Below are 20087 nucleotides of genomic sequence, written 5' to 3'. Positions count from 1 at the left end.
CTTAATGATCAAGCGGCTGCCGGTGGCGGCAGTTCGGCGACCAGACGGATAGAGGTGGTTAACTCTTCTAACTGGAAGTGCGGACGCAGGAATACAACCGCGCGATAGACCCCCGGCTTGCCAGGCACAGCACTTACGTCCACCCGCGCTTCGCGCAGCGGATAACGCGCTTTGATCTCCTGTGGGGCGCTGTCGGTGAGCAGGACATAATCGGCAATCCAGTTGTTGAGGTAGCTTTCGATCTCGTCACGGCTCATAAAGCTGCCAATCTTGTCGCGCATAATAACCTTCAGGTAGTGCGCAAAGCGCGAGGCGGCCAGGATGTACGGTAGCATCGCTGAAATGCGCGCGTTGGCGTTGGCTTCCGGCGTGTTGTAGATTTTTGCCTGATTAGTCGTTTGTCCACCAAAGAACGCGGCGGTGTTAGTATTCTTTTTATGGCACAGCGCGATAAACCCGAGATCGTTCAACTCTTTCTCACGGCGATCGGTGATGGCTATCTCCGTTGGACAGCGCAGACTGATATCGCCGGATGGCGTAGAGAAGGTATGCGCTGGAAGATCTTCCACCAGTCCACCGCCTTCAGCGCCACGAATCGCCGCGCACCAGCCATACAAGGCAAATGCCTCGGTAATGCGGTTAGCCAGCACCCATGCGGCGTTGCCCCACAGGTATTTACTCGCGTCCATGCCGTTAACATCTTCAACGAAGTTCACCCCTTCTACCGGCACCGTATCCGGTCCGTACGGCAGACGCTGCAACACATGCGGTAACACCAGCGAGACATAGCGGGAGTCATCGCTATCGCGGAAGGCTCGCCATTTAATCAATTCGGTGCTTTCGAAGATCTTCGCCAGATCGCGCGGGACGCCCAGCTCAGCGAACGATCCCATATCAAATAAGCGCGGACTGGCGGCAGCAATAAATGGCGCATGGGCCGCTGCCGCCACCTGGGAGATTTTCTCCAGCAGCGCCACGTCCTGCGGATGTCGACCAAACTCAAAATCGCCCACCAACACGCTGTAAGGGTTGCCGCCGAAAGTCCCGTATTCATCTTCATACAGTTTTTTGAACAACGTGCTCTGGTCAAACTCGACCGCTTTTTCCAGATCGTCCTGCAACTCCTTACGTGACACATTCAGCAGACGCAATTTCAGCCGGGTGCTGGTTTCGGTATTCATCACAAATTGATGCAGGCCACGCCAGGAGGCTTCCAGTTTCTGCATCTCCGGGTGATGTAATACTTCATTCAACTGGTCGCTGATGAGCGCGTCAATCTGCGCGATGCGGTGGTTGATCATCGCTACGGTATCGCTTTCAATCACCATCCCTTCATCAAGAATCTGCGTAGCCAGTTCTTCCAGCATGTCACGCGCGTAGGTCTGCTGTAGCTCATCGCGCGCCATCCGCCCTTCCTGAATAATGCGGTCCAGCACGCTCAGCGTAACGGTTTGCCCACCGGTTTCAGCTTGTTCCTGAACATTGTCCATTGTTCTTCCCCTTTTTAGTTACGCGTTGTCAGTCGGTTTTTCTTCAGCAATGGGTCTTAACGCCTGAAGCTCAGCGTTGTCATTGACTACCTGCTGCAACAACGTATCCAGATCGTCGTTACCATCCAGTTTGGTCAGCAGGTCGCGTAAGCGTTGACGGGCAAGAAAAAGACGTTGGAGGGGTTTAACCTGATTAATGATATTGAAAGGAGAAAAGTCGTCGAATTCGTTGAAGTGGAGTTCTACGTTCAGTTTACTGCCATCATTAGCCAGACGATTTTCAACCTGTATCGCCAGACGAGGCGAGGCAGAAGAGAGTACATCGTCGAAATTATCACGATCGATTTCAACAAAACGGCGCTCACGTAATTTGGTCGGTGGAGATGCTGGATGCCCGGATAGATCCGCTAAAATACCAACAACCAAAGGAAGTTCTTTTTTCTCAATCGCGCCACCAGTTTCCACGTCATAGGTTATTTGCACGCGCGGCGGCCTAATACGGTTGAGTTTATGCTGAATGCTCTCTGCCATATTTAATCCTTTTTATTGCAATAGTATCCCTGGTGCTATTTTTGCCGCACCATTATTCGAAAATAGATTTTTCTGAATAACTACATGCAATATAAAAAACACAACAAAAAATAAATATCAACTTAATTTTTCAGTTTTTACACCAGGATCGCCGCTTTGATAAAAATCAAAAGCAATTAAACAACCAATTAAAATCAATAAGATACAAATAAATAATCACTGAAATGATATTTTCAACAAAACTAATTCACCATGTGAATAAATCAAGTAAAACGTTTTTTATTTTATAATCCGCGCTGAATAATGATTTAAATCAAAAAACAAACCTCAACCATTAATTACCGTTCTTATAACAATATAAAAGGACTTTATATGAAAAGCGGCATATGCCATTCGGCCATATTAATATTATTCAGTACCTTAACGTTACTGAATAGCGGCTGTTCATTGTGGCAAAACCGTGTGGCATTTAATGATGTAATTATTGAAACAGTTCCGGATGCCAATGATAACGCACCGGTAGCAGTAGATATTGTCGCTATTACCGATAGCGCGCTGTTACCCACCGTCCAGTCACTCTCCGCGACACAGTGGTTTAATGCCAAATCACAATTATTGCGTGATAACCCTGACGGATTTCGCGTCTGGTCTCTGGAACTGGTGCCAGGTTCACGTTTTGTTGCGCAAGAAAATCCCCTGCAGGGCGTTACGACAGAAGCAACACTACTGTTTGCGCGTTATCGCAGTGAAGGCGATCACCGGCTCCGGCTGGATAAAGTCAGTTCACTGCATCTGCTACTGATGACGGATGAGGCAATTCTGGCGCCCTGAACAAGGAAGATACTATGAGCACGATTCCGGCAATGGTCTGCTGGTACGAAGGGATGGCGATGTTGCCGCAACATTTCCAGTTACAGGCGCTGCGCAATGAAATGCTTCCCGCCATGCTGGCGCGGTGCGCCAATCCCGGATTCTGGGGCGTTAACCACCTACATATCGACGAAGCCGCACTGTGTGCCGGTATGCTGCGTATCCTGCGTCTTGAGGCAATCATGCCCGACGGCACGCCGGTTGAGTACGATATCAGCCGCGACTCGCCGCTGGAGTTCGACTGCCAACATCTGCTCCCCGCCGCGCCGGACAGTGAACATATTCTCTGGCTGGCGCTGCCGCCGCTAAACCGCGCCGGACAGTGGCAGTTGATGAATGACCGCTATCGCTCAACGAACAGCGCCCCAATGCCGGATCTGAGCAGCGGAGAATTTCCTGAAAGTATTTCGCTGTGGCAGCCCGCACCACGCCTGGTTTGTCAGCATGAACGCGCCGATTTAATCTGTCTGCCGCTACTTCAGATAGTGTATACCGAAGCAGGATTTCGTCAGAGCGACTGGTTTCCGCCCTCGCCCAGCGTCAGTGAAGAGAGCTATCTTTCCCGCAACACGCGACAACTCTGCTTACAGGCAAGAGAAAAAATTCTGTTTTTAAGCCGGGAAATGCAGTTGGCGCAACAGAGCCAACGCACCCATGACTGGCTGTGGCTAACGTTGTCGTTACAAAGTATTCAAGGGGCTTTACCGCTGCTGGAAAGCCTGATTAACGGTGGGCGTCCACACCCTGAGGATCTTTACCGCGCGCTGTGTTTATTTCTCGGGCAGACGGCAATTCTGACCCAGGATAAAACCCTGCCCTTGCTGCCGACCTTCGATTATCAAAACATGCAGCCGGCATTCGCCTCCCTTTTCACCATGTTGAAAAATCAATTGGCGCATATTCATCGCCGCTATCAACGGATCAACTTCAGCAAACTGGATAACATGTTTTCGCTTCAGCTCCCCGCGAATATCCATGCCGGAGAACAGGTGGTGATTGGTCTGCTGATGCCTGCTGGCAGCACCTCCAGAGCAGAAAGCTGGTTACAAAAGAGCCTTATCGCCAGCCAACCGTTTTTGGCCGTTTTGCGTCGTCAGCGAATGCATGGGATGACACTCGCTCCGCTGTCCGCCGAACAGCACGGCGACTGGGAAGTCGACAGCAGTATCGCTCTGTTCACGTTAACGCTTACCACCCAGTGGTTTGAAAAAGAGACGCCGCTGGTCATTGCTCCGCTGCATGAAACCGATGACATGCCGCAGCGGATCATGCTTTACCGTCAGGAGGATCGCCATGACGCCTACGAATCCTGATATGCCTGCCTGCCGTCTGTTTGATGACGTCTTCTCTCGCTGGCTGGCGCAGTTTGAACGCTGGAAAAGCACCACGCTGCCGCCTGATGAATTGCACACTGAGGCTTTTGAGTACGCCAGTCAGGCGGTGGCAGAGTATAACCGACGTCTAATCCGTGAATTGGGTACCCCCTTTCAGCAGCAGATTGATGACGCGGTTTACGCCCTGGTCGCGCTGATTGATGAATCTGTACTCTATGGCGACTGGCCAGCCCTCTCACTCTGGCAGAGTTGCCCGCTGGAGTACCATTTGTGGCAGACCCATAGCGCCGGCGATCTGATCCCTCATAAGATCACCGCGTTACTCAATGAGCGCAGCCCCGGACAGCGCGATTTAGCCGCGCTTTATTTACGTTGCCTGACGCTGGGGTTCGGTTCCCGGCGTGACGATTTTGATCCACAGGCCCACCAGGAAACCTGTCAACTGCTATGGCATTTTGCTTTCCAGCATGACGCCAGGTTCAGCGATATTGCCCAGCGAATGGAATCTGCAGCACTGGGAACGCCATTACAGCTTCCGGCGCACCGTCGCCTGCCTGACAACTCACGTCTGCACCTGATTGCCCTCATCATACTGCTCGCTCTGCTGCTGTTAAGCCAACGATTGTGGCTAAGTATTGAAGATGCTATCGGCGTGAATACGTTGCCTGATTTCCCGGTGACCCAGTCCTGCCAGGGAGATTCCAGGTGATGCAACACTGGCTGACTCTGCTGATTATTGTGCTGGTGCTGCTGGCGATTACCCTCTGGTGCGTCTGGTGGCAGTGGGAATACCGCAACGATACGTTCATCCGTGCGCAAAAAGAGATCCAGCGCGCCTGCGGCGGTCAGGATCCTTACGACAGTATGCGCATACTGATGCTGGGCGACGAAGAGGATAACCGTCTGCTTTGTCGCAGTTGGTCACTCACCGACGGCCAGGAGTATTGGTTCGGGCAATGGTGGTTTAACCCTCAGTGTAGTGTTTTGTGCCTGCCGCAAACGTTGCAAACTGCCGCGAAAAAACGGCTTATTCGCCAGAATGACTGGCAAAAAATGCTCGCGGCATTGGTGAAAAGTCGTCCGCAGCGTCCACTGGACGCGCTGATTATCACCCTGTCGCTGGATGTGCTGCAGGGCGATGAGGCCGCTCGCGCCAGCCTACTGAACAACTGCCAACAGCTACAGCAAGTATGTGGGTTGAGTTTACCGGTCTACCTGCTGATAAGCGGTGTAGAAGCACTGGAAGGGGCTTCGTCTTTGTTAGCCATGTTGCCGGAGGAGGCTCGTCGCAGCCCCATCGGGAGTGCCATCCCGGTCGCCAGAGAGGCCATCTGGAAGCCACAGTGGATAGACAGCGCGCTGGACAATACCCGAAGCTCACTGCGCATGCTCATCACGGAACTCGGCGCGCTGCGGGGAAATACGCCAGAAGATCTGTTTCGTCTGCCGGAAAACCTCCTGCCGCTAGCCGCCCCGCTGCATGATTATTTCGATTCTCTGTTTAACAGCAACGCCCGCGATGAACCTCCACTATTGCGTGGGATCTGGTTTGTCGCCCGTACGCTGACCTATGATAAACCACGGATGCAGTTTTGCCAGACGCTACTGAGCGGCAAAATTGCCGCCGAGCGTGGTCTGGCGCTCCCGGTCCGCCGCCTGCTGCGCCTGAATCTGCGCCGCCATTTCATTACCCTCGCCTGTTATAGCTGTCTTTGTGTTATCTGGCTGGCGGCAATGATCTGGAGCTGGCAATACCAACATACCAACGCCGTTTTACTACACGATCGTCTGCAAGTGCTGGCCACACAAACCCTGCGCGCCAATAACGCAGGCGAACGATCCACCGCACTGTACTGGCGAGTGCTTAACGGTATTCCGCAGTGGCAGTTTCGATCTGTTGTCTGGCCCGGTTCCTTGTTCAGCCATACCGACACAAAATTACGGGACACCTTTAATAACGCCACGTTAGCCAGCCTGTTATTACCTGCGACCAACAGCATCTGTCTGCAAAGTCAAAGTGAGAAGATGTCAGAGCAGGAGGAGCTACTGCCCGAGGAGCGTTACCGCCAGATTCAGCACCTGCTTAGCCAGGCAAAGCAAATGGAGTCGCGTTATTTACCATTACTGCAATTAATGCAGGTGAAGCAACCCACTATACAGACGCTGGCAAACGTCAGCGCCAGCATCTGGGGCGTGACCGTAGATACAGAATCGCTACCGTCGCAGGATCGTCTGAATGGGATGATTGCCACCCTCAACCTTTCACGCCTCAAGTTGCCTGACGCCAGTGAATTAACGCAGCGAAACAGCGAGTATTTTTCTCGCGAAACGATGCGCTGGCTGGAGCAGAATTATGGCAACACCAGTCTGGATAACAACGAAGAGCAGCTCGAACAGTTACTGACGTTATTCAGCAATGACTCACGGGTTACTCCGCTATTTGTGCGTTCCTTAATCCGTCAGGTCAGCCGTTTACAGGCCACGCTAACTACGATTAATAATCTTAGCCGCGATGCGACTCACTCACCTATTCGGCTGCCGTTGGATGAGCTCCTCACCCAGGCACGCACGCTCAGACTGATCGACAATGATGTGATTCAAGACGTTTTACGTCATGAAGCCTTATTGCGCCAACGCTTTCTGGCACAGGTCGATGGTTCCCGTCTGCATTTCTCCTCACTAACCGAGCAGTCGCCGGAAGGCGAGTTCAGCGTGTCACCGGATGTTGTCGCGCTGCAAAAAAGCCTGCGCGATCTGCTCAATCAACCGTTTTGGCAGCGTGGGGCGAGCCTGCCGACCGACAGAACAGCAGGTTATCCCGGGAATCTACAACTCCAGCAGGCACTGGCGCTATTTGGCGGATATGAGCGTTTTATACAACAACTTCCGGACAGTATCTGGCGTCCCAAACTCACTATGCTGGCCCGGCAAGCAGTTGAAAACGCCATGCTTCAGGCACTGTACACGGGGGCTGCCGAGTCACCTGACCATAGCAATCTCAGTACGGCTAGCGCGGATCAACTCATTGACGCGTTCAACCAGCTTAATCGTCCTCAGTTTGCCATCGCATTACGTCAGCAGGCCGCAGCCCAGGTGATTGCCCGCGTGCGCCAGGACGGCGGCGCGTTACTGCCGGCGATCGCCCCTCCCGCCGTGAATTACGCCACGGCAGAGCAGGCGCAGATCAGCGGGCAGAAGATTGCCGGTTGGGCCAACGCGCAAGCCGCGCAAATCTCCGGCGCATTGACCCGCTATCAGCAGGATATCGACTGGCTCGACAAACAGCGTCCATGGCTTACCACGACGGAAAACCAGCTTATCGTCCGCTGGAGCAGTTCACTGGCCACAATGCAGCGGCTGCAACAACAGGATCCTGGCAGCCCGCCGATACAAATGACCACGCTTGCCGCCGCGCTGCCCACGCTTTCCGCTCAGAATTGTCAGAGCGAGCTGGCGCAGTTCACCACTTCCGGCGGTAACGATTTTTACAGCCAATCGCTGAACGCGCTGGTAAACGCATCGCAGCAAACATGCCAGCAGCTACGCCAGCAGGCGAGCATAGGCGCGGTGGGGCAAATCTTCACACTGTACAACGTCTGGCTGGCGGGGCATTTCCCCTTTACCGCCGCGCCACAGGCACCGGATGCCGATGTCGATCGGGTTCGCGAACTCACGACTTTACTCGCGCAGCTCCCTCCAGAAACGCTCTCTGCGCAGCCGCCATTGATTCAACAACTGGCGGCGGCGCAGCCATTACTTTCCGCGCTGGTCAGTCCGGAAGGGGTTACGTTACGCGTTATCTGGCGCACCTCTCGTCACCGCGAGGTCGGCGCTGACCAAATTGCCGACTGGCGGCTTACCGGCAATCAACAGGCAATAAGCTACCCCGGCGGCACGACGGATCTGCACTGGCGTAGCGGAGACAGCCTGAACTTTAGTCTACGCTGGGCAACTAACTCCGCCTGGCGACCAATGCCAGGTCTGTCACAGACAGGTGTAACGGTAAGCGGTGATACTGGTCGCTGGCGTTGGCAGGGGGCATGGTCACTGCTGAGGATGATCAAACAACAGCGCGTCGGCGGCGCGCTGGCGCAACCGCTGCCATTGCGCTTTTCGCTTCCTGTGGGAGATGGTCAGCAACAGTTACAAACCACCGTCTTTTGGCAGATCGCGCTGTTGGATGCACAGGGCAAAGCGCCGCTACCGTGGGTACCGCTTACCGAACAGGGATTATCACAAGGAAAATGATGGAACATATTCAGGCATTACTGACGCCTATTCAGGCGGATAAACCGTGCGGAGACGCGATCCGCTATTCACCGGAGTTCGACCGACTGGTCGCCGCTCGCCAGCAGGATGACGAAACGCTGCCCACGGGCGTCTGGCAAAGCACGCCGCGACGCGCTGACTGGGACGCCGTCGCACAGATCGCCACGTCGCTGACAAAAACGCTCAGCAAGGATCTGGTGATTATGAGCTGGCTGGGTGAGGCATGGATTCGGTCACAAGGCTTAACGTCTTTGCCCGATGCTCTGGCATTGGCCACGCTGGCGCTGGAGCGTTATCCAGAGGAATTGCACCCAAAAATCAAAGAGGGCGACTATGATTATCGCGCCGCCCCACTTTGCTGGATGGCGCAGCATTACGCCGTTCTGGTCGCCGAAGCTCCGCTATTTATAGCGAATGGAGAGCATATCTCCTTATCACAGTGGCAGCAGGGAAAATTATCAGACGTTCCCCTACCTGGGGCGGAAGAGTCGATCGTTACGGCGCTAACAGCAAGTCTTGAATGGCTTACGCGGCTTAATACCGTTTGTCAGGGCTGGCCCGCAGCATCCGCACCGTCTTTCAATCCGCTGGAACAAAAAATTAAAACCTGCCTGCAAGCATTGGGGGCTAACTTGCCAGCCCCCTCACAGCCTGTCGTACAAGAAGCGGCACCAGTGCCCGGTAATCCCGTTGCATTTGCCCACCGCGGGGAAGCGTATCGGATGATTAAAGAGGTCGCGGATTACCTGGCGCGTACTGAACCACACAGCCCGGTGCCTTATCTGCTCTATCGCGCCTTTGCCTGGGGGAATACGCCGCTACCTGAATTGCTCAATGAACTGATTAGCGGCGATGAGTCCGCTCGCCGACTGTGGAAACAATTGGGGGTACTGCCATGAGTTGTCCTGCCGTATGTACTGGCGCGATGCTGCAATGCTCGTTTGGTATAGCGCCAGCTACGCTGAACGTGTTGCCCACCAGCCGAACCATCGTCAACAACCTGCCGATGGCGAATATTATGGATAACAAACCGTTTGTAAACATTCTGCCGTTCGGGATGTGCAACAGCATCGCTAACCCGACCGTTGCAGCCGCAACCGCGGCGGCGCTCGGCGTGCTGACGCCAATGCCGTGTATCCCCGCCACACCGGCCCCCTGGGCGCCGGGCTCACCCACGGTATTAGTGGGAAATATGCCCGCACTCACCGCCCAGTCAAAGCTGATCTGCATGTGGGGCGGCGTGATCCAGATTAGCTTCCCCGGCCAGGTAATGACCGTTGTGCCGTGATGTGATGCCCTTGAAATTAAGGGGGGAACGATTGCAGGAGACGACGCTGCAGGATAATCGCAGCGTCTTTAAAAGCGACTCACGCACTCCATGGCGACCGTTTTGAACTCGGTGAAATTCCGGCACGCGCAGAGTCGCGTCATGGCCCGCTCGCGCAGGAAAGTGACGAAAATATCGTAGATAGCCATTGCTTCTTCATACTCGCTTTTACTGATGGCGAGCAGGAAGATCACGTGCGCCGTTTCATCGCCCCAGGCAATACCCTGCGGGGCGAGAATGGTGTAGACCACCGTTTTCTTTGCCAACAGACCGAGGGAGTGCGGCAGGGCGATGCCGTCACCCAGCATAGTGCTGACGATGGCCTCACGCTCGACAACCGAATCAAGAAACTCCGCATCAACAAAGCCTTCATCCTGCAACTGACGGCATAGTGTATTGAACAACGTTTGTTGATCCATTGGGCCATCGATAACGCGGAAATGGGCGGCATCGAAAAATTTGTTCAGCATCCACGGACGGGTTCTGTCGACCAGCACCAGTTTGCCAATCTGCTCCAGTTGATAATCGGTAGGGAACGGCGCAATCATCACCACAGGCTTATCTTTTTCTCCGAGCCGCGCGGTCGAAATCACGAAGTCTTCGCTGATGCTTTCCCGCTGTTCGTAGTCGCGTAGCGTCACGGTATCGACGATTTCTATCTGCGGATACTTACGCGCCAACACCGCTTCAATCATCCGTGCCATCGCATTTCCGGCATCGCATACCAGCAGAACTTTCGGTTGCCTTTGATAACCAATGTTGTAACTACGTTCCAGCCCAACGCCGATATGCAGGACAAGGAAACCAATCTCATTTTCACTGATGGTGTACGGCGTATATTTGCCCCATCCCGAGACGGCGGCCAGCGTCATATCCCATGCCATCGGATAGTGTTGTTTAATATTTTCCAGTAGCGGATTGGGGATCATTATCTGGTAACGCACCCGGGTGATCATCGTTTTAATATGCGTCAGCAGGTCGGCATGTAACTGCTTGTCATTCAACAGGTTGTAGTTGTACTGGCTGTTGATAAACCGCAGGATGTAATTGACCAGCGCTTCATCATCATCCGCATTGATGGCACTGGGAGCGATCTCCTGAACCTGGCGAGCAGCAATATGCACCTGCAGCCAGTTCTCTTCAGAAATGGAGAGCGGTTTATCCGCCAACCGATGCAATACCGCCGCGATTTCCCGCGTGGCCAGGCATACAGATTGCTCGGCTTCTTCTGCGGCAAATTCCGGTAGCGGATACCCTTCGCTAATCCGCCGTACCGCCACCGCGCAGTACAAGCGCAAAAACAGCTCGCCCTCATCGGTCAGGCGGATATGAAAACGGGCGAAAATGTCCTGCAAAACGGGTTGCAGCCGCTCAGGAAGCCCGGCATTCAATGCTTCTTCCGTCACCAATGGGTGCTGCGGATCCTGCTGTGCCAGCATCCACAGCAGATCGGTCAAACAGGCGCGGATCGCCATCTCGCTGCCGAACAGCTTCATGCCGTGTCGCGGGCGCGTTTCCAGCGTCAGATGATAACGTTGCAGATGCTCGCGCACCTCTGCCATATCGTTTTGCAGCGTCGCGCGACTGATAAACCATTCATCAGCCAAATCTTCCAGCTTCAGCGAAAAGGCCGAAGTCAGAAAGCGAACCACCAGCCAGTGAACCCGTTCCAGGCTGGTGCGTGGGATACGCAGCAACGAGTCGGGCTGCTGCGTCTGCAGGGTATGAAAACTTGCCGGATCGTCAATTTTGAGCTGATAACCGTTACCCCGGCTGAGGACAAACTGCGCGCCATACTGGGAGAGCAGCGCGTTTAGCGCGGTGATGTCCGCCCGTACGGTGCGTGTGGAAACCGACAACCGCTGCGCCAGCTCGTCCTGTGGAAGCGCTTCGTTTTGCAACATGCCAAATAGCTGCGCTAAACGTTGGTTGGGGAATCGCACGTCAGTTTCCTCATCTGTCAATTAGCCTACGCAGGCCCGGGTCATCGCCATCAGTTGGCGTACGTCGTCCGGACGGGTGTTACCACTCACCTTATCAATAATCGAACTATAGATGTGAGGAATGATTTTGCTCACGCCGGCATCGAGGGCGATCTGCAGGATTTCACTGAAATTATCCAGATCGATCCCGCCCGTTGGCTCCAGCCAGAAGTCATGACGCGCGCAGGCCTGGGCGACCGCGATGTACTCGTCACGGCATTGCAGGCCGCCCATTGGAAAGTATTTAATTGAGCTACCGCCCATATCTTTGAGCAGCGCAATGGCGGTTTCTACCGGCACAATGCCGTCCGGCGCTTTGCTGCTTAGCGGACCGGTGGATATCTTTACCAGTCCCGGCGTACCGGTTGGTGAAACCAGACCGTTGACCACCGTGTCCTGCTGGCCCAGCAGCGCACGACTGGTCGCTACGCCGGTAAAGACCTGATTAACATGCTGTGGCTGCACCTGACGGGAAATTTCACTGACCATCGCCGACTGGTTAGGATCGCCCGCCCCCAGCCCCACGGAGAGCGCATTGTCGATCAGCGCCGCGTATTCACGCATATCCGTTACCGCGCTTGCGACATCCGGGTAATTTTTTGACAGTACGCCAACCAGCACATGCCCTTCCGCCGCCGCGTAAATCTCCCGGGCGTTTTCTTTGGAGCCTGCCAGTACGTTCAGGCAGACGCGGTCGCGATAAAAATTAGGGATCAGTTTCATGCTTTTTTCTCCTGCGAAATCACTTCACCAATTCGACGGGCCACAATCTCCAGTTGCGCGCGATCAACGCTGCGTACATCGGCTTCGATAATGCCTTCGTTGGCTTTGTAACCGCGGAAGTAAATCGCGTACTCCCCTTGCTTCAGCGCGTCGACCAGTTCGCCAGTGGCGATCCCGGTTACCGCTTCGTCAAATTTAATTTCCGTGCGTGCGATATCGCGCCCTGCGCTGTCCCACACCACGCGGGCGCTCACGCCGTGAAGCTGATTCAAGTTATTAATAAACGGCGTCATTTTCTCGACCATTTCCGCACCGCTCTCTTTCTGCGCGTTGAGGTACAGTTCAATAGCGCAGGTCAGGCCAAGTATTCCCTCTTTACCCACCTTCATTGCCCGGCCAATACCCGCCGTTTGACGTTTTACCCACTCAACGTATTGAGTTTTACCGATCACCAGACCGCTGGTTGGCCCCTCAATCGCCTTCGCGCCGCTGTAGATAACGAGATCTGCGCCCACGCGGTAGTAGCACTGCAAATCTTCTTCCGCCGCCGCGTCCACAATCAGCGGTAGATTATGCGTGCGCGCCACCACCGCAGCCTGCTCCACGCTGAGCATACTTTTCTGTACGCAGTGGTGAGATTTGATATACAGAATGGCCGCGGTGCGCGGTGTGATGGCCGCAGCCAGTTGCGCCGCGGAACATTCGTTGGCATAACCGGCTTCTACGACCTTGCCGCCGCCAAGCGCTACCATGGTGCCCACCGGCGCGCCAAAGTTGACGTTGTGGCCTCTGGGCAACACGATTTCGTTGTTGTCGATGGGCATGACGTGCAGGTTCTCCAGCAACCAGTCGCTGTCTTTAACCAGCACAGCCGCGACCGACTGGGCGATCCCGGCCGAAGCGCAGGAGACAACGGTTGCCCCTTCCACTTCCAGCAATTTCGCGATGTAGTCACCGGTTTTATTCACCAGGTCTTTCATCTCAAAGTATTGGTTCATCCCCGCCATCGCGGCCTCAACCACTTCGGGTCGCGGCGTAGAGACACCGAGCGCCGTCATGCGGCCTGATGTGTTAATCACCTGTTTTAATTTGTATTTCTCAAAAATCGAAGGCATGTTCCGCGCTCCCTTGTTCGGTCATATAGCCCTTACCCGCACGTATTGCGGCAAGCGGCACCAGCAGTTGTTCAGCCTGCAGGCTGTCGTTTTCTGCATCTACCAGCACGGTTGGCTGGCGCTTAAGCGTAAAGAGGGTTAAATCGGCATCCAGACCGACCTGCAGTCGCCCCTTCTGTTTCAGGCGCAGACCATCGGCAGCATGGGCGGTAACGCATTCAATGACCTGCGGAAGCGACATGCCAATGGCGAGGAATTTCGACATTACATTCGCCAGGGAATGCACCGGGCCGCTGATACGGTTGCGACAGTAAATATCGGAGCTGATGGTGTGCGGCAAAATACCCAGGCCGATAGCGCGTTTTGCCACCGCAAAGCTCAGGCTGGCGGTGCCATGCCCAACATCCAGACGCACGCCGCGTGAAATCGCCCGCGTCACTGACGCCCGCAACTCACCTTGCGGCGTCAGAATGCGGTTCGGCTTACCGTTATAGCAGTGGGTAATAATGTCGCCCGCGGTGAGGCGTTCGGCGATCTCATCCAGATCTGGCGGGTTGTTGCCGATGTGTACCATCAGCGGCAGGTCGCCGTTTTGCGCCTGCATCGCTTTGGCGCGATCCAGCGGCGTGATGCCGTTAACCCCTACCACGCTGCTGCTCATGCGCGCCTTCAGGCCGACGATAAAGTCCGGGTGACGTTTCACCGCCAGCCGCACCGCATCGGCGTCAATATTGGCCATGTCAGCCAGCTCGTTTTGGGCAATAAGCCCAACGCGTGAAACATTCAGCAGCGCATAAACCTCAGTGGCCGCGTCACGGGTCAGCGTGTAAAAATCGTCAATATCATCAGCGCCAGTGCTCCCGGCATCCACTACGGTGGTTACGCCAGTGGCAATACCCACGCTGTCCGGTTCGTCGTGGTAAATCGGCGATTTCGGGTAGCAGTGAACGTGAGAATCAATCCAACCCGCGCTAACGTAACATTCGCCGCGCAGGTCAATGGTTTTCAGCGCCGGACCATCAACGTCACCCAACGCCGCGATTTTGCCATCCTGAAGGGCAATATTAGTCAGCGTGTCATCGACCAGACGCGCATGGCGCAGGAGTAAATCAAACATCGTTCTCTCCTTTGCCGGATGGTGGCGTAACCGCCTTATCCGGCCTACAAATCAACAGTTAGCTAATCGCAATCGGGAAGATGGAACCGAGGATCATCGCGCCGAGAATCGCCCCGCCGGTGATCGGTTTTTGCCAGATATAAAACAGCAGCGCACCCAGCAGCGAACCCACGCCAATCGGAATAGAGGCCGTCATCGCACTGAGGATAATCAAGGGACCGAGGAAGCGGCCAGAAGCGTTACCGGCCCCCATCATCACGTCCGCTCCGTAGGTTGAGTCGCTCTGATTGATGGTGAACTTACGCGCCAGAATGATGATGTAGCCAATCGCCAGACCAATCACCAGACCGGTGACCAGCGAGGCAGCGAAGTTGGCGACCGGGAAGATAATTCCCGCGCCCAACAGCAGCGCCGGAACGCCTAACCCGACCCCGGTCTGGATCGCCCCGCCGATATCCAGAATCCCCACCAGCGAACCTTCAATGATGCGGGCAAACAGGAAGCTGGCGCCAAATGCCGCTACCGCCCCGTAGGAGCCAGTGTCCATTCCCGCTTTCAACATCGCCACGAACGCCACTTCGTTGAATGCGCCGATACCGTACAGGTAGTACATGTGCGTTCCGGCAAACACGCCGGATGAGAGCAGGCCAACAAAGATCGGGAATGACCAGTCAGCGAACCAAAAACCTTTATTCTGTTCCATGATGGCCTCCGTTATTTACCGCTGAGCGAGTTATGGATAAGTTCCAACCAGTCAGGCACGGTCAGATGGAAGGATTCGATCATCTTCATGTCGAAGCCGCGGAAGAAGCCGCTCAGGACGAACAGCGCGACGATAGCCACCATCATCACTTTCGTCACGTGGTTCCAGCCGCTCTCTTCAACACCTTTGCCGATCAAAATGCCCAGAACCAGACCCGGGACGGCGTTACCCATAATTAACTGCGCCGCGCCGCCAAAAACGGTAGCCCAGAAGCCGGATTTCTTGCCGGCATCAATCGCCGCCAGCCAGAAGATCACTGGCATCACGGTGTTGACCAGCAGGTTTGCCGCGGGCACCAGCACCTTAACGGCAGTAACCTGTAGCGCTTCCGGTACGGATGACGCGGTGAGGTTCAGGAAGGTCACGACAATCATGCCGATAACACCGCAGGCGATCGCCATGCGCTTAGGATCGTGCAGCGTTTCACCAACGTTGCGATTTTTGATCATCAGCGCGGCGGCACCCCAGTTGGGGATGATGCGATGGTCGACGTCCTGCGTGAACGCCCCTGCGGCAACGGAAGAAGCCCAGGCGTTAAAGAAAAAGCCCAGACCGAATGAGAAGTGAGAAGCCGGATCCCCTTCACAGGAATTCAGTTCTCCCAGAGTACGAAACGCGCCCATCCCTTGAGTGGTCGGCGCATGAAACATGCGTGCAGCCCCAGCGCCGACACCGACGCCAACCAGGCCGCCGATGATGAGCGATTTTATTAATATTATCAGGAACATAATTATGCCTTTTAATAAAAGATCAGCGTTGCGTAACGAAATCCACCTTGTCGAGATTGATGGCAGTCACGTTGACGGTCACGTCCAGCTCCACGCTGAAGGTGCGTCTTTCCCGGCGCAGGAAGAGGAACAAAAACGCCTCTTTGCGCACCGTTTCACGCGCTTGAACAACCTGCACATCCTGTGGCTCAATACGCAGTAAGATATGCGGGGACGCTTTCATCACCGCAGCCTGAACGTGGTTCAGGGCGTCGGCAAAGGCGCGCGCTTTAGCCTCCCCCTTACCCGTGACTCTCACCGTGGTGGTGAATTGCTCTTTCATGCTTAAGCGCCGTATTTCTTTTGCCACGCCTGTACCAGGCGCTCGCCGAGTTCTTCTTTGTCCATAAAACCGAACCCCAACACGTTGCAGCCTTCGTTGATGGCGGTTACCCCTTCATCGACCGAGCGCATGCCATATTTCGCCTTGTAGCCATATTTGGTTTGCGCGGTAATCGCGCCCGCCCCGCCGCTGCCGCAAAACGAGATCCCAAAGGTGGCGTTTTCCGCTTTCATCACATCGCCCAGCTTCATATCTGCCGCGACACCCGGCACCACGACCGCGCGGCCACCCGCTTTCTCAACGCCTGCCGCCACTTTCTGGCCTTTACCCAGGCGATCGCCAATCACTACGGTAATTTGATCCATCTTTTGCTCCTTAAAGGTTGTCTTTCGCGACTTCGAAGTGCACCGACAGCAGCCAGGCCTCTTCCTCAGGAAGATTGCCAAACTCAGCGACCACGTCGCGGGCAAGCGCCATTGATTCGGCAGATATTTCATCAAACAAGCTGGCATCGACTTCTGGTAAGGGTTCACCCGTTACCGAGCGGTGCGCCATGGCGCGAACATGCGATGTCAGCATCTGTTCCTGTACGGCGTTGGGAATAATGTGGCGTTCACGCAGCAAGGCATACACCTGCGCCAGCATGCGGTCGGCCAGTTCAACCGATTCCCCCATGTCATTCATTACAGCTCCGTTATTCACTCGTCTTACCCCACTAATGGCTCTGAGGGTAAATTAGCGGTGGGGGTTAAAAGTTTGTAGCGAGTTGTTTTCCACTTCGAAGTGGAAAGAGGCGCAGCGATAGTGATCTATGCCGCAGAAAAGGCGATATTTGCGCTTTAGTGGCGGGAAACTGTGACGGGCATCGCAAGAGATGAGCAGAAAAAACCAGTTCGGCGAATGATTTCTCTAACTCTAAAGTTGAAAAAATGTGACGGGGATAGCCTTTGGCGTCTTATCCGGCCTACGATTTGCAGGCCGGATAGAGCAAATTAACGGAACTTCTTGTGGTTTTCGTTGCGTGTTTTTTTCAGGTCTTCCGCAACGGCTTTCGCCTCTTTGACTTTACCTTCGTTCGCCAGCTTCAATGCGCCGTCGATCTGACCGATCAGCGTGTCAAAGCCGTGGCGGAAATCCTTCATCTCCGGGCTGTCCGGGGATTTGTTTTCCAGCTTCGGCGGCGTTCCCTTTTGCGCGTCCAGCGCGGCTGCACGCATTTTGGTTAACGCGTCTTTCAGCTCAGTCGCATTATCCGTTTTTTCGACGATTTTCAGGTTGTCGTTGAGGATCCCCATATCGTCTTCAAGATCGGCTGCAAACGCAGAAGAACCAAGAATCAGCGTTGAAGCTGCGACGATCGCTAACAGGTGTTTACGCATTGCTCACTTCCTTTTTTATTATTCAAAAATAAACAAACGCCAGATGCCCTCAATAATTCACGCCACAGCTTGAAGTATGACGGGTATTATTGCCCGGCGATCTTCATCTCCGGCAACAGGACTGAACCACACTGAATATTACTGCGCGTTTCAATATCGTTGCCGACGGTGACGATATTACGCCACATCTCTTTTAAGTTACCGGCGATGGTAATTTCACTCACCGGATACTGAATTTCGCCGTTTTCGACCCAGAAGCCCGCCGCACCGCGCGAGTAATCGCCGGTAATGCCGCTTACGCCCTGCCCCATCAGCTCAGTCACCACCAGGCCCGTGCCCATCTCTTTGAGCATCTGCTCGAAGCTTAGACCTTGTCCGGGAATACGCCAGTTGTGAATACCGCCCGCATGACCGGTGCTCTTCAGCCCCAGCTTACGGGCAGAGTAGTTGGTCAGCAGCCACTGGGTCAAAATGCCCTCTTTAATAATGTCACGACGCTCTGTGCGTACGCCTTCGCTGTCAAATGGCGAGGAGGCCAGCCCTTTCAGCAGATGGGGATGCTCTTCAATGGTCAACCATTCCGGCAGAATTTGTTTGCCCAGCGAGTCCAGCAGGAAGGTGGATTTGCGATATACAGAGCCACCAGCAATCGCGCCGACCAGGTGTCCGAACAGTCCGGTCGCCACTTCATTGGCGAAAATAACCGGCGCTTTCATGGTGGAAAGCTTACGCGGAGACAGGCGCGATAAGGTACGGCGCGCACAGTCTGCCCCTACCCATTCCGGCGTTTGCAGATCGCCCATCGCCCGGCCAATGGTGTAAGCGTAATCACGCTCCATATCGCCATTTTCTTCCGCGATCACGCAGTTGGAAAGGGAATGACGCGTGGAGCAGTAGCCCTGCAGCATGCCGTGGCTGTTACCAAACACTTTGATGCCATAGTGGCTGTTAAAGCTGCCGCCTTCGGTATTGGTGATACGCTTATCAGCCTGCAGCGCTGCCTGTTCAGCACGAGCAGCCAGTTCGATGGCTTCGTCAGGGGAAACGTCCGCGGGGTGGAACAGGTCCAAATCGGGCGCATCAAAGGCCAGCAGTTCTTTATCTGCCACGCCCGCGCATGGGTCCGGCGAGGTGTAACGTGCAATGTCCAGCGCGGCCTGCACGGTACGGGCAATCGCCTGCGGGCTTAAATCGGTGGAGGATGCGCTGCCCTTACGGTTCTGGTGATAAACCGTAATCCCCAGCGCGCCATCGCTATTGAATTCTACGTTCTCCACTTCACCATAACGGGTGCTGACGCTAATACCCGTGGTCTTGCTAACAGCGACTTCCGCGCCATCCGACTTACCTGACGCTAATTCCAGAGCCGTCGAGACCGCTTCTTCCAGAATCTTACGCTGCGCTTCAACTTGTGAGATTACTTTCATCGCAAATGCCATAATGTAGAGAGAGTTTCTCTGAAGTCTAACAGAGAACCGTTTTTCAGTGCGCATCTTAACTGGTAACATTAGCCTCTTTTTTTAAGGAGCCTGACATGACTAAGCAGCCCGAAGACTGGCTCGACGACGTTCCCGGTGATGACATCGAAGACGAAGACGATGAAATTATCTGGGTCAGTAAAAGTGAAATAAAACGTGACGCCGAGGAGTTAAAACGCCTGGGTGTGGAACTGGTAGAACTGGGGAAAAACGCGCTGGATAAAATCCCGCTCGACGCGGATTTACGTGCCGCCATTGAGCTGGCCCAGCGCATTAAGATGGAAGGTCGCCGCCGCCAGCTGCAGCTGATTGGCAAAATGTTGCGCCAGCGCGATGTTGATCCTATCCGTCAGGCGCTGGACAAGCTGAAAAACCGTCACAACCAGCAGGTTGTTGTCTTCCATAAGCTGGAGCAACTGCGTGACCGTATGGTTGATGGCAGCGATGAAGCCATCGAAGAAGTGATGAACCTGTGGCCTGACGCCGACCGTCAGCAACTGCGTTCTCTGGTGCGTAATGCCAGGAAAGAAAAAGCGGGCAACAAGCCGCCGAAATCAGCGCGTCAGATTTTCCAGTACCTGCGTGAACTGGCAGAAAACGAGGCGTAACCTCTTCGTCTGCCGAAAGTGCCGGATGGCGGTGCAAATACCTTATCCGGC

General features: G+C 54.6%; 20 protein-coding genes. 7 read left to right on the top strand and 13 right to left on the bottom strand.

Features of this window, described 5'->3' with window-relative positions; all coding sequences use genetic code 11:
• Nucleotides 1–8: 8 nt before the first annotated feature.
• Nucleotides 9–1490, bottom strand: a complete 1482-nt coding sequence (gene tssC, locus FDX09_RS02810) for a type VI secretion system contractile sheath large subunit (RefSeq protein ID WP_069324762.1) — start codon at nucleotides 1488–1490, stop codon at nucleotides 9–11.
• Nucleotides 1491–1508: 18 nt separating this feature from the next.
• Nucleotides 1509–2021 carry a type VI secretion system contractile sheath small subunit gene (gene tssB / locus FDX09_RS02805; protein WP_137346755.1) on the bottom strand — a complete coding sequence of 171 codons (513 nt, stop codon included), beginning with the start codon at nucleotides 2019–2021 and terminating at the stop codon, nucleotides 1509–1511.
• A gap of 372 nt (nucleotides 2022–2393) precedes the next feature.
• On the opposite strand from tssB, the gene FDX09_RS02800 reads away from it, so the two are divergent.
• Genes FDX09_RS02800 through FDX09_RS02775 form a run of 6 tightly spaced genes read left to right on the top strand, consistent with a single transcriptional unit; the run spans nucleotide 2394 to nucleotide 9782 of the window.
• Nucleotides 2394–2852 (top strand): hypothetical protein, encoded by a 459-nt coding sequence (locus tag FDX09_RS02800; RefSeq protein ID WP_038636684.1) that lies wholly within the window; start codon nucleotides 2394–2396, stop codon nucleotides 2850–2852.
• 14 nt (nucleotides 2853–2866) lie between these two features.
• A complete protein-coding gene (gene tssK / locus FDX09_RS02795) occupies nucleotides 2867–4204 on the top strand; it encodes a type VI secretion system baseplate subunit TssK (protein ID WP_137346754.1) in 1338 nt (445 codons plus the stop codon).
• Nucleotides 4185–4934 carry a DotU family type IV/VI secretion system protein gene (locus FDX09_RS02790; RefSeq protein ID WP_038636678.1) on the top strand — a complete coding sequence of 250 codons (750 nt, stop codon included), beginning with the start codon at nucleotides 4185–4187 and terminating at the stop codon, nucleotides 4932–4934. Before tssK ends, FDX09_RS02790 begins: the two co-directional genes overlap by 20 nt.
• The gene (locus FDX09_RS02785; protein WP_249359968.1) at nucleotides 4934–8473 is read left to right on the top strand and encodes a type VI secretion system protein; all 3540 of its coding nucleotides are present in this window, start codon (nucleotides 4934–4936) and stop codon (nucleotides 8471–8473) included. Before FDX09_RS02790 ends, FDX09_RS02785 begins: the two co-directional genes overlap by 1 nt.
• Nucleotides 8470–9393, top strand: a complete 924-nt coding sequence (locus tag FDX09_RS02780) for a type VI secretion system ImpA family N-terminal domain-containing protein (protein WP_233593810.1) — start codon at nucleotides 8470–8472, stop codon at nucleotides 9391–9393. Before FDX09_RS02785 ends, FDX09_RS02780 begins: the two co-directional genes overlap by 4 nt.
• Complete coding sequence (locus FDX09_RS02775) at nucleotides 9390–9782, top strand: DUF4280 domain-containing protein (RefSeq protein ID WP_085048426.1); 393 nt, start codon at nucleotides 9390–9392, stop codon at nucleotides 9780–9782. The genes FDX09_RS02780 and FDX09_RS02775 overlap by 4 nt, the downstream gene beginning before the upstream one ends.
• Before the next feature lie 68 nt (nucleotides 9783–9850).
• On the opposite strand, the gene FDX09_RS02770 is transcribed toward FDX09_RS02775, so the two are convergent.
• From FDX09_RS02770 to pmbA, 11 genes are all read right to left on the bottom strand, one after another.
• On the bottom strand, nucleotides 9851–11764 hold the full coding sequence (locus FDX09_RS02770) for a BglG family transcription antiterminator (protein ID WP_137346752.1): 1914 nt from the start codon (nucleotides 11762–11764) through the stop codon (nucleotides 9851–9853).
• A 21-nt stretch (nucleotides 11765–11785) separates the two neighbouring features.
• The gene (locus FDX09_RS02765; protein ID WP_137346751.1) at nucleotides 11786–12526 is read right to left on the bottom strand and encodes a KDGP aldolase family protein; all 741 of its coding nucleotides are present in this window, start codon (nucleotides 12524–12526) and stop codon (nucleotides 11786–11788) included.
• Nucleotides 12523–13641, bottom strand: coding sequence for a DgaE family pyridoxal phosphate-dependent ammonia lyase (locus FDX09_RS02760; RefSeq protein WP_087857479.1), 1119 nt, complete (start codon nucleotides 13639–13641; stop codon nucleotides 12523–12525). Before FDX09_RS02760 ends, FDX09_RS02765 begins: the two co-directional genes overlap by 4 nt.
• Nucleotides 13625–14758 carry an amidohydrolase/deacetylase family metallohydrolase gene (locus FDX09_RS02755; RefSeq protein ID WP_121529877.1) on the bottom strand — a complete coding sequence of 378 codons (1134 nt, stop codon included), beginning with the start codon at nucleotides 14756–14758 and terminating at the stop codon, nucleotides 13625–13627. The genes FDX09_RS02760 and FDX09_RS02755 overlap by 17 nt, the downstream gene beginning before the upstream one ends.
• Nucleotides 14759–14816: 58 nt before the next feature.
• Nucleotides 14817–15461: a DUF4310 family protein gene (locus FDX09_RS02750; RefSeq protein ID WP_038636652.1), complete on the bottom strand. Its 645-nt coding sequence runs from the start codon at nucleotides 15459–15461 to the stop codon at nucleotides 14817–14819.
• An 11-nt stretch (nucleotides 15462–15472) separates the two neighbouring features.
• Nucleotides 15473–16249, bottom strand: coding sequence for a DUF4311 domain-containing protein (locus FDX09_RS02745; protein ID WP_006686375.1), 777 nt, complete (start codon nucleotides 16247–16249; stop codon nucleotides 15473–15475).
• A gap of 22 nt (nucleotides 16250–16271) precedes the next feature.
• The gene (locus FDX09_RS02740) at nucleotides 16272–16571 is read right to left on the bottom strand and encodes a DUF4312 family protein (RefSeq protein WP_038636649.1); all 300 of its coding nucleotides are present in this window, start codon (nucleotides 16569–16571) and stop codon (nucleotides 16272–16274) included.
• 2 nt (nucleotides 16572–16573) lie between these two features.
• On the bottom strand, nucleotides 16574–16936 hold the full coding sequence (locus FDX09_RS02735) for an SFCGS family glycine-rich protein (RefSeq protein WP_038636646.1): 363 nt from the start codon (nucleotides 16934–16936) through the stop codon (nucleotides 16574–16576).
• Between the two features lie 10 nt (nucleotides 16937–16946).
• The gene (locus FDX09_RS02730; protein ID WP_016151467.1) at nucleotides 16947–17255 is read right to left on the bottom strand and encodes a PRD domain-containing protein; all 309 of its coding nucleotides are present in this window, start codon (nucleotides 17253–17255) and stop codon (nucleotides 16947–16949) included.
• Nucleotides 17256–17563: 308 nt separating this feature from the next.
• The gene (gene cybC / locus FDX09_RS02725) at nucleotides 17564–17950 is read right to left on the bottom strand and encodes a cytochrome b562 (protein ID WP_038636643.1); all 387 of its coding nucleotides are present in this window, start codon (nucleotides 17948–17950) and stop codon (nucleotides 17564–17566) included.
• An 86-nt stretch (nucleotides 17951–18036) separates the two neighbouring features.
• Nucleotides 18037–19389, bottom strand: coding sequence for a metalloprotease PmbA (gene pmbA / locus FDX09_RS02720; RefSeq protein ID WP_137346750.1), 1353 nt, complete (start codon nucleotides 19387–19389; stop codon nucleotides 18037–18039).
• A gap of 95 nt (nucleotides 19390–19484) precedes the next feature.
• Here pmbA and yjgA point away from each other — a divergent pair, with 95 nt between their 5' ends.
• Nucleotides 19485–20036, top strand: coding sequence for a ribosome biogenesis factor YjgA (gene yjgA, locus FDX09_RS02715; protein WP_038636638.1), 552 nt, complete (start codon nucleotides 19485–19487; stop codon nucleotides 20034–20036).
• The last annotated feature ends 51 nt before the right edge of the window (nucleotides 20037–20087 follow it).

Origin of the sequence: Citrobacter sp. wls717 (genome assembly GCF_005280955.1) — a bacterium.
Lineage (GTDB): Bacteria > Pseudomonadota > Gammaproteobacteria > Enterobacterales > Enterobacteriaceae > Citrobacter > Citrobacter werkmanii.
Note: the sequence above shows the minus strand (reverse complement) of the source record. Positions and strands in the feature narration are given on the sequence as shown.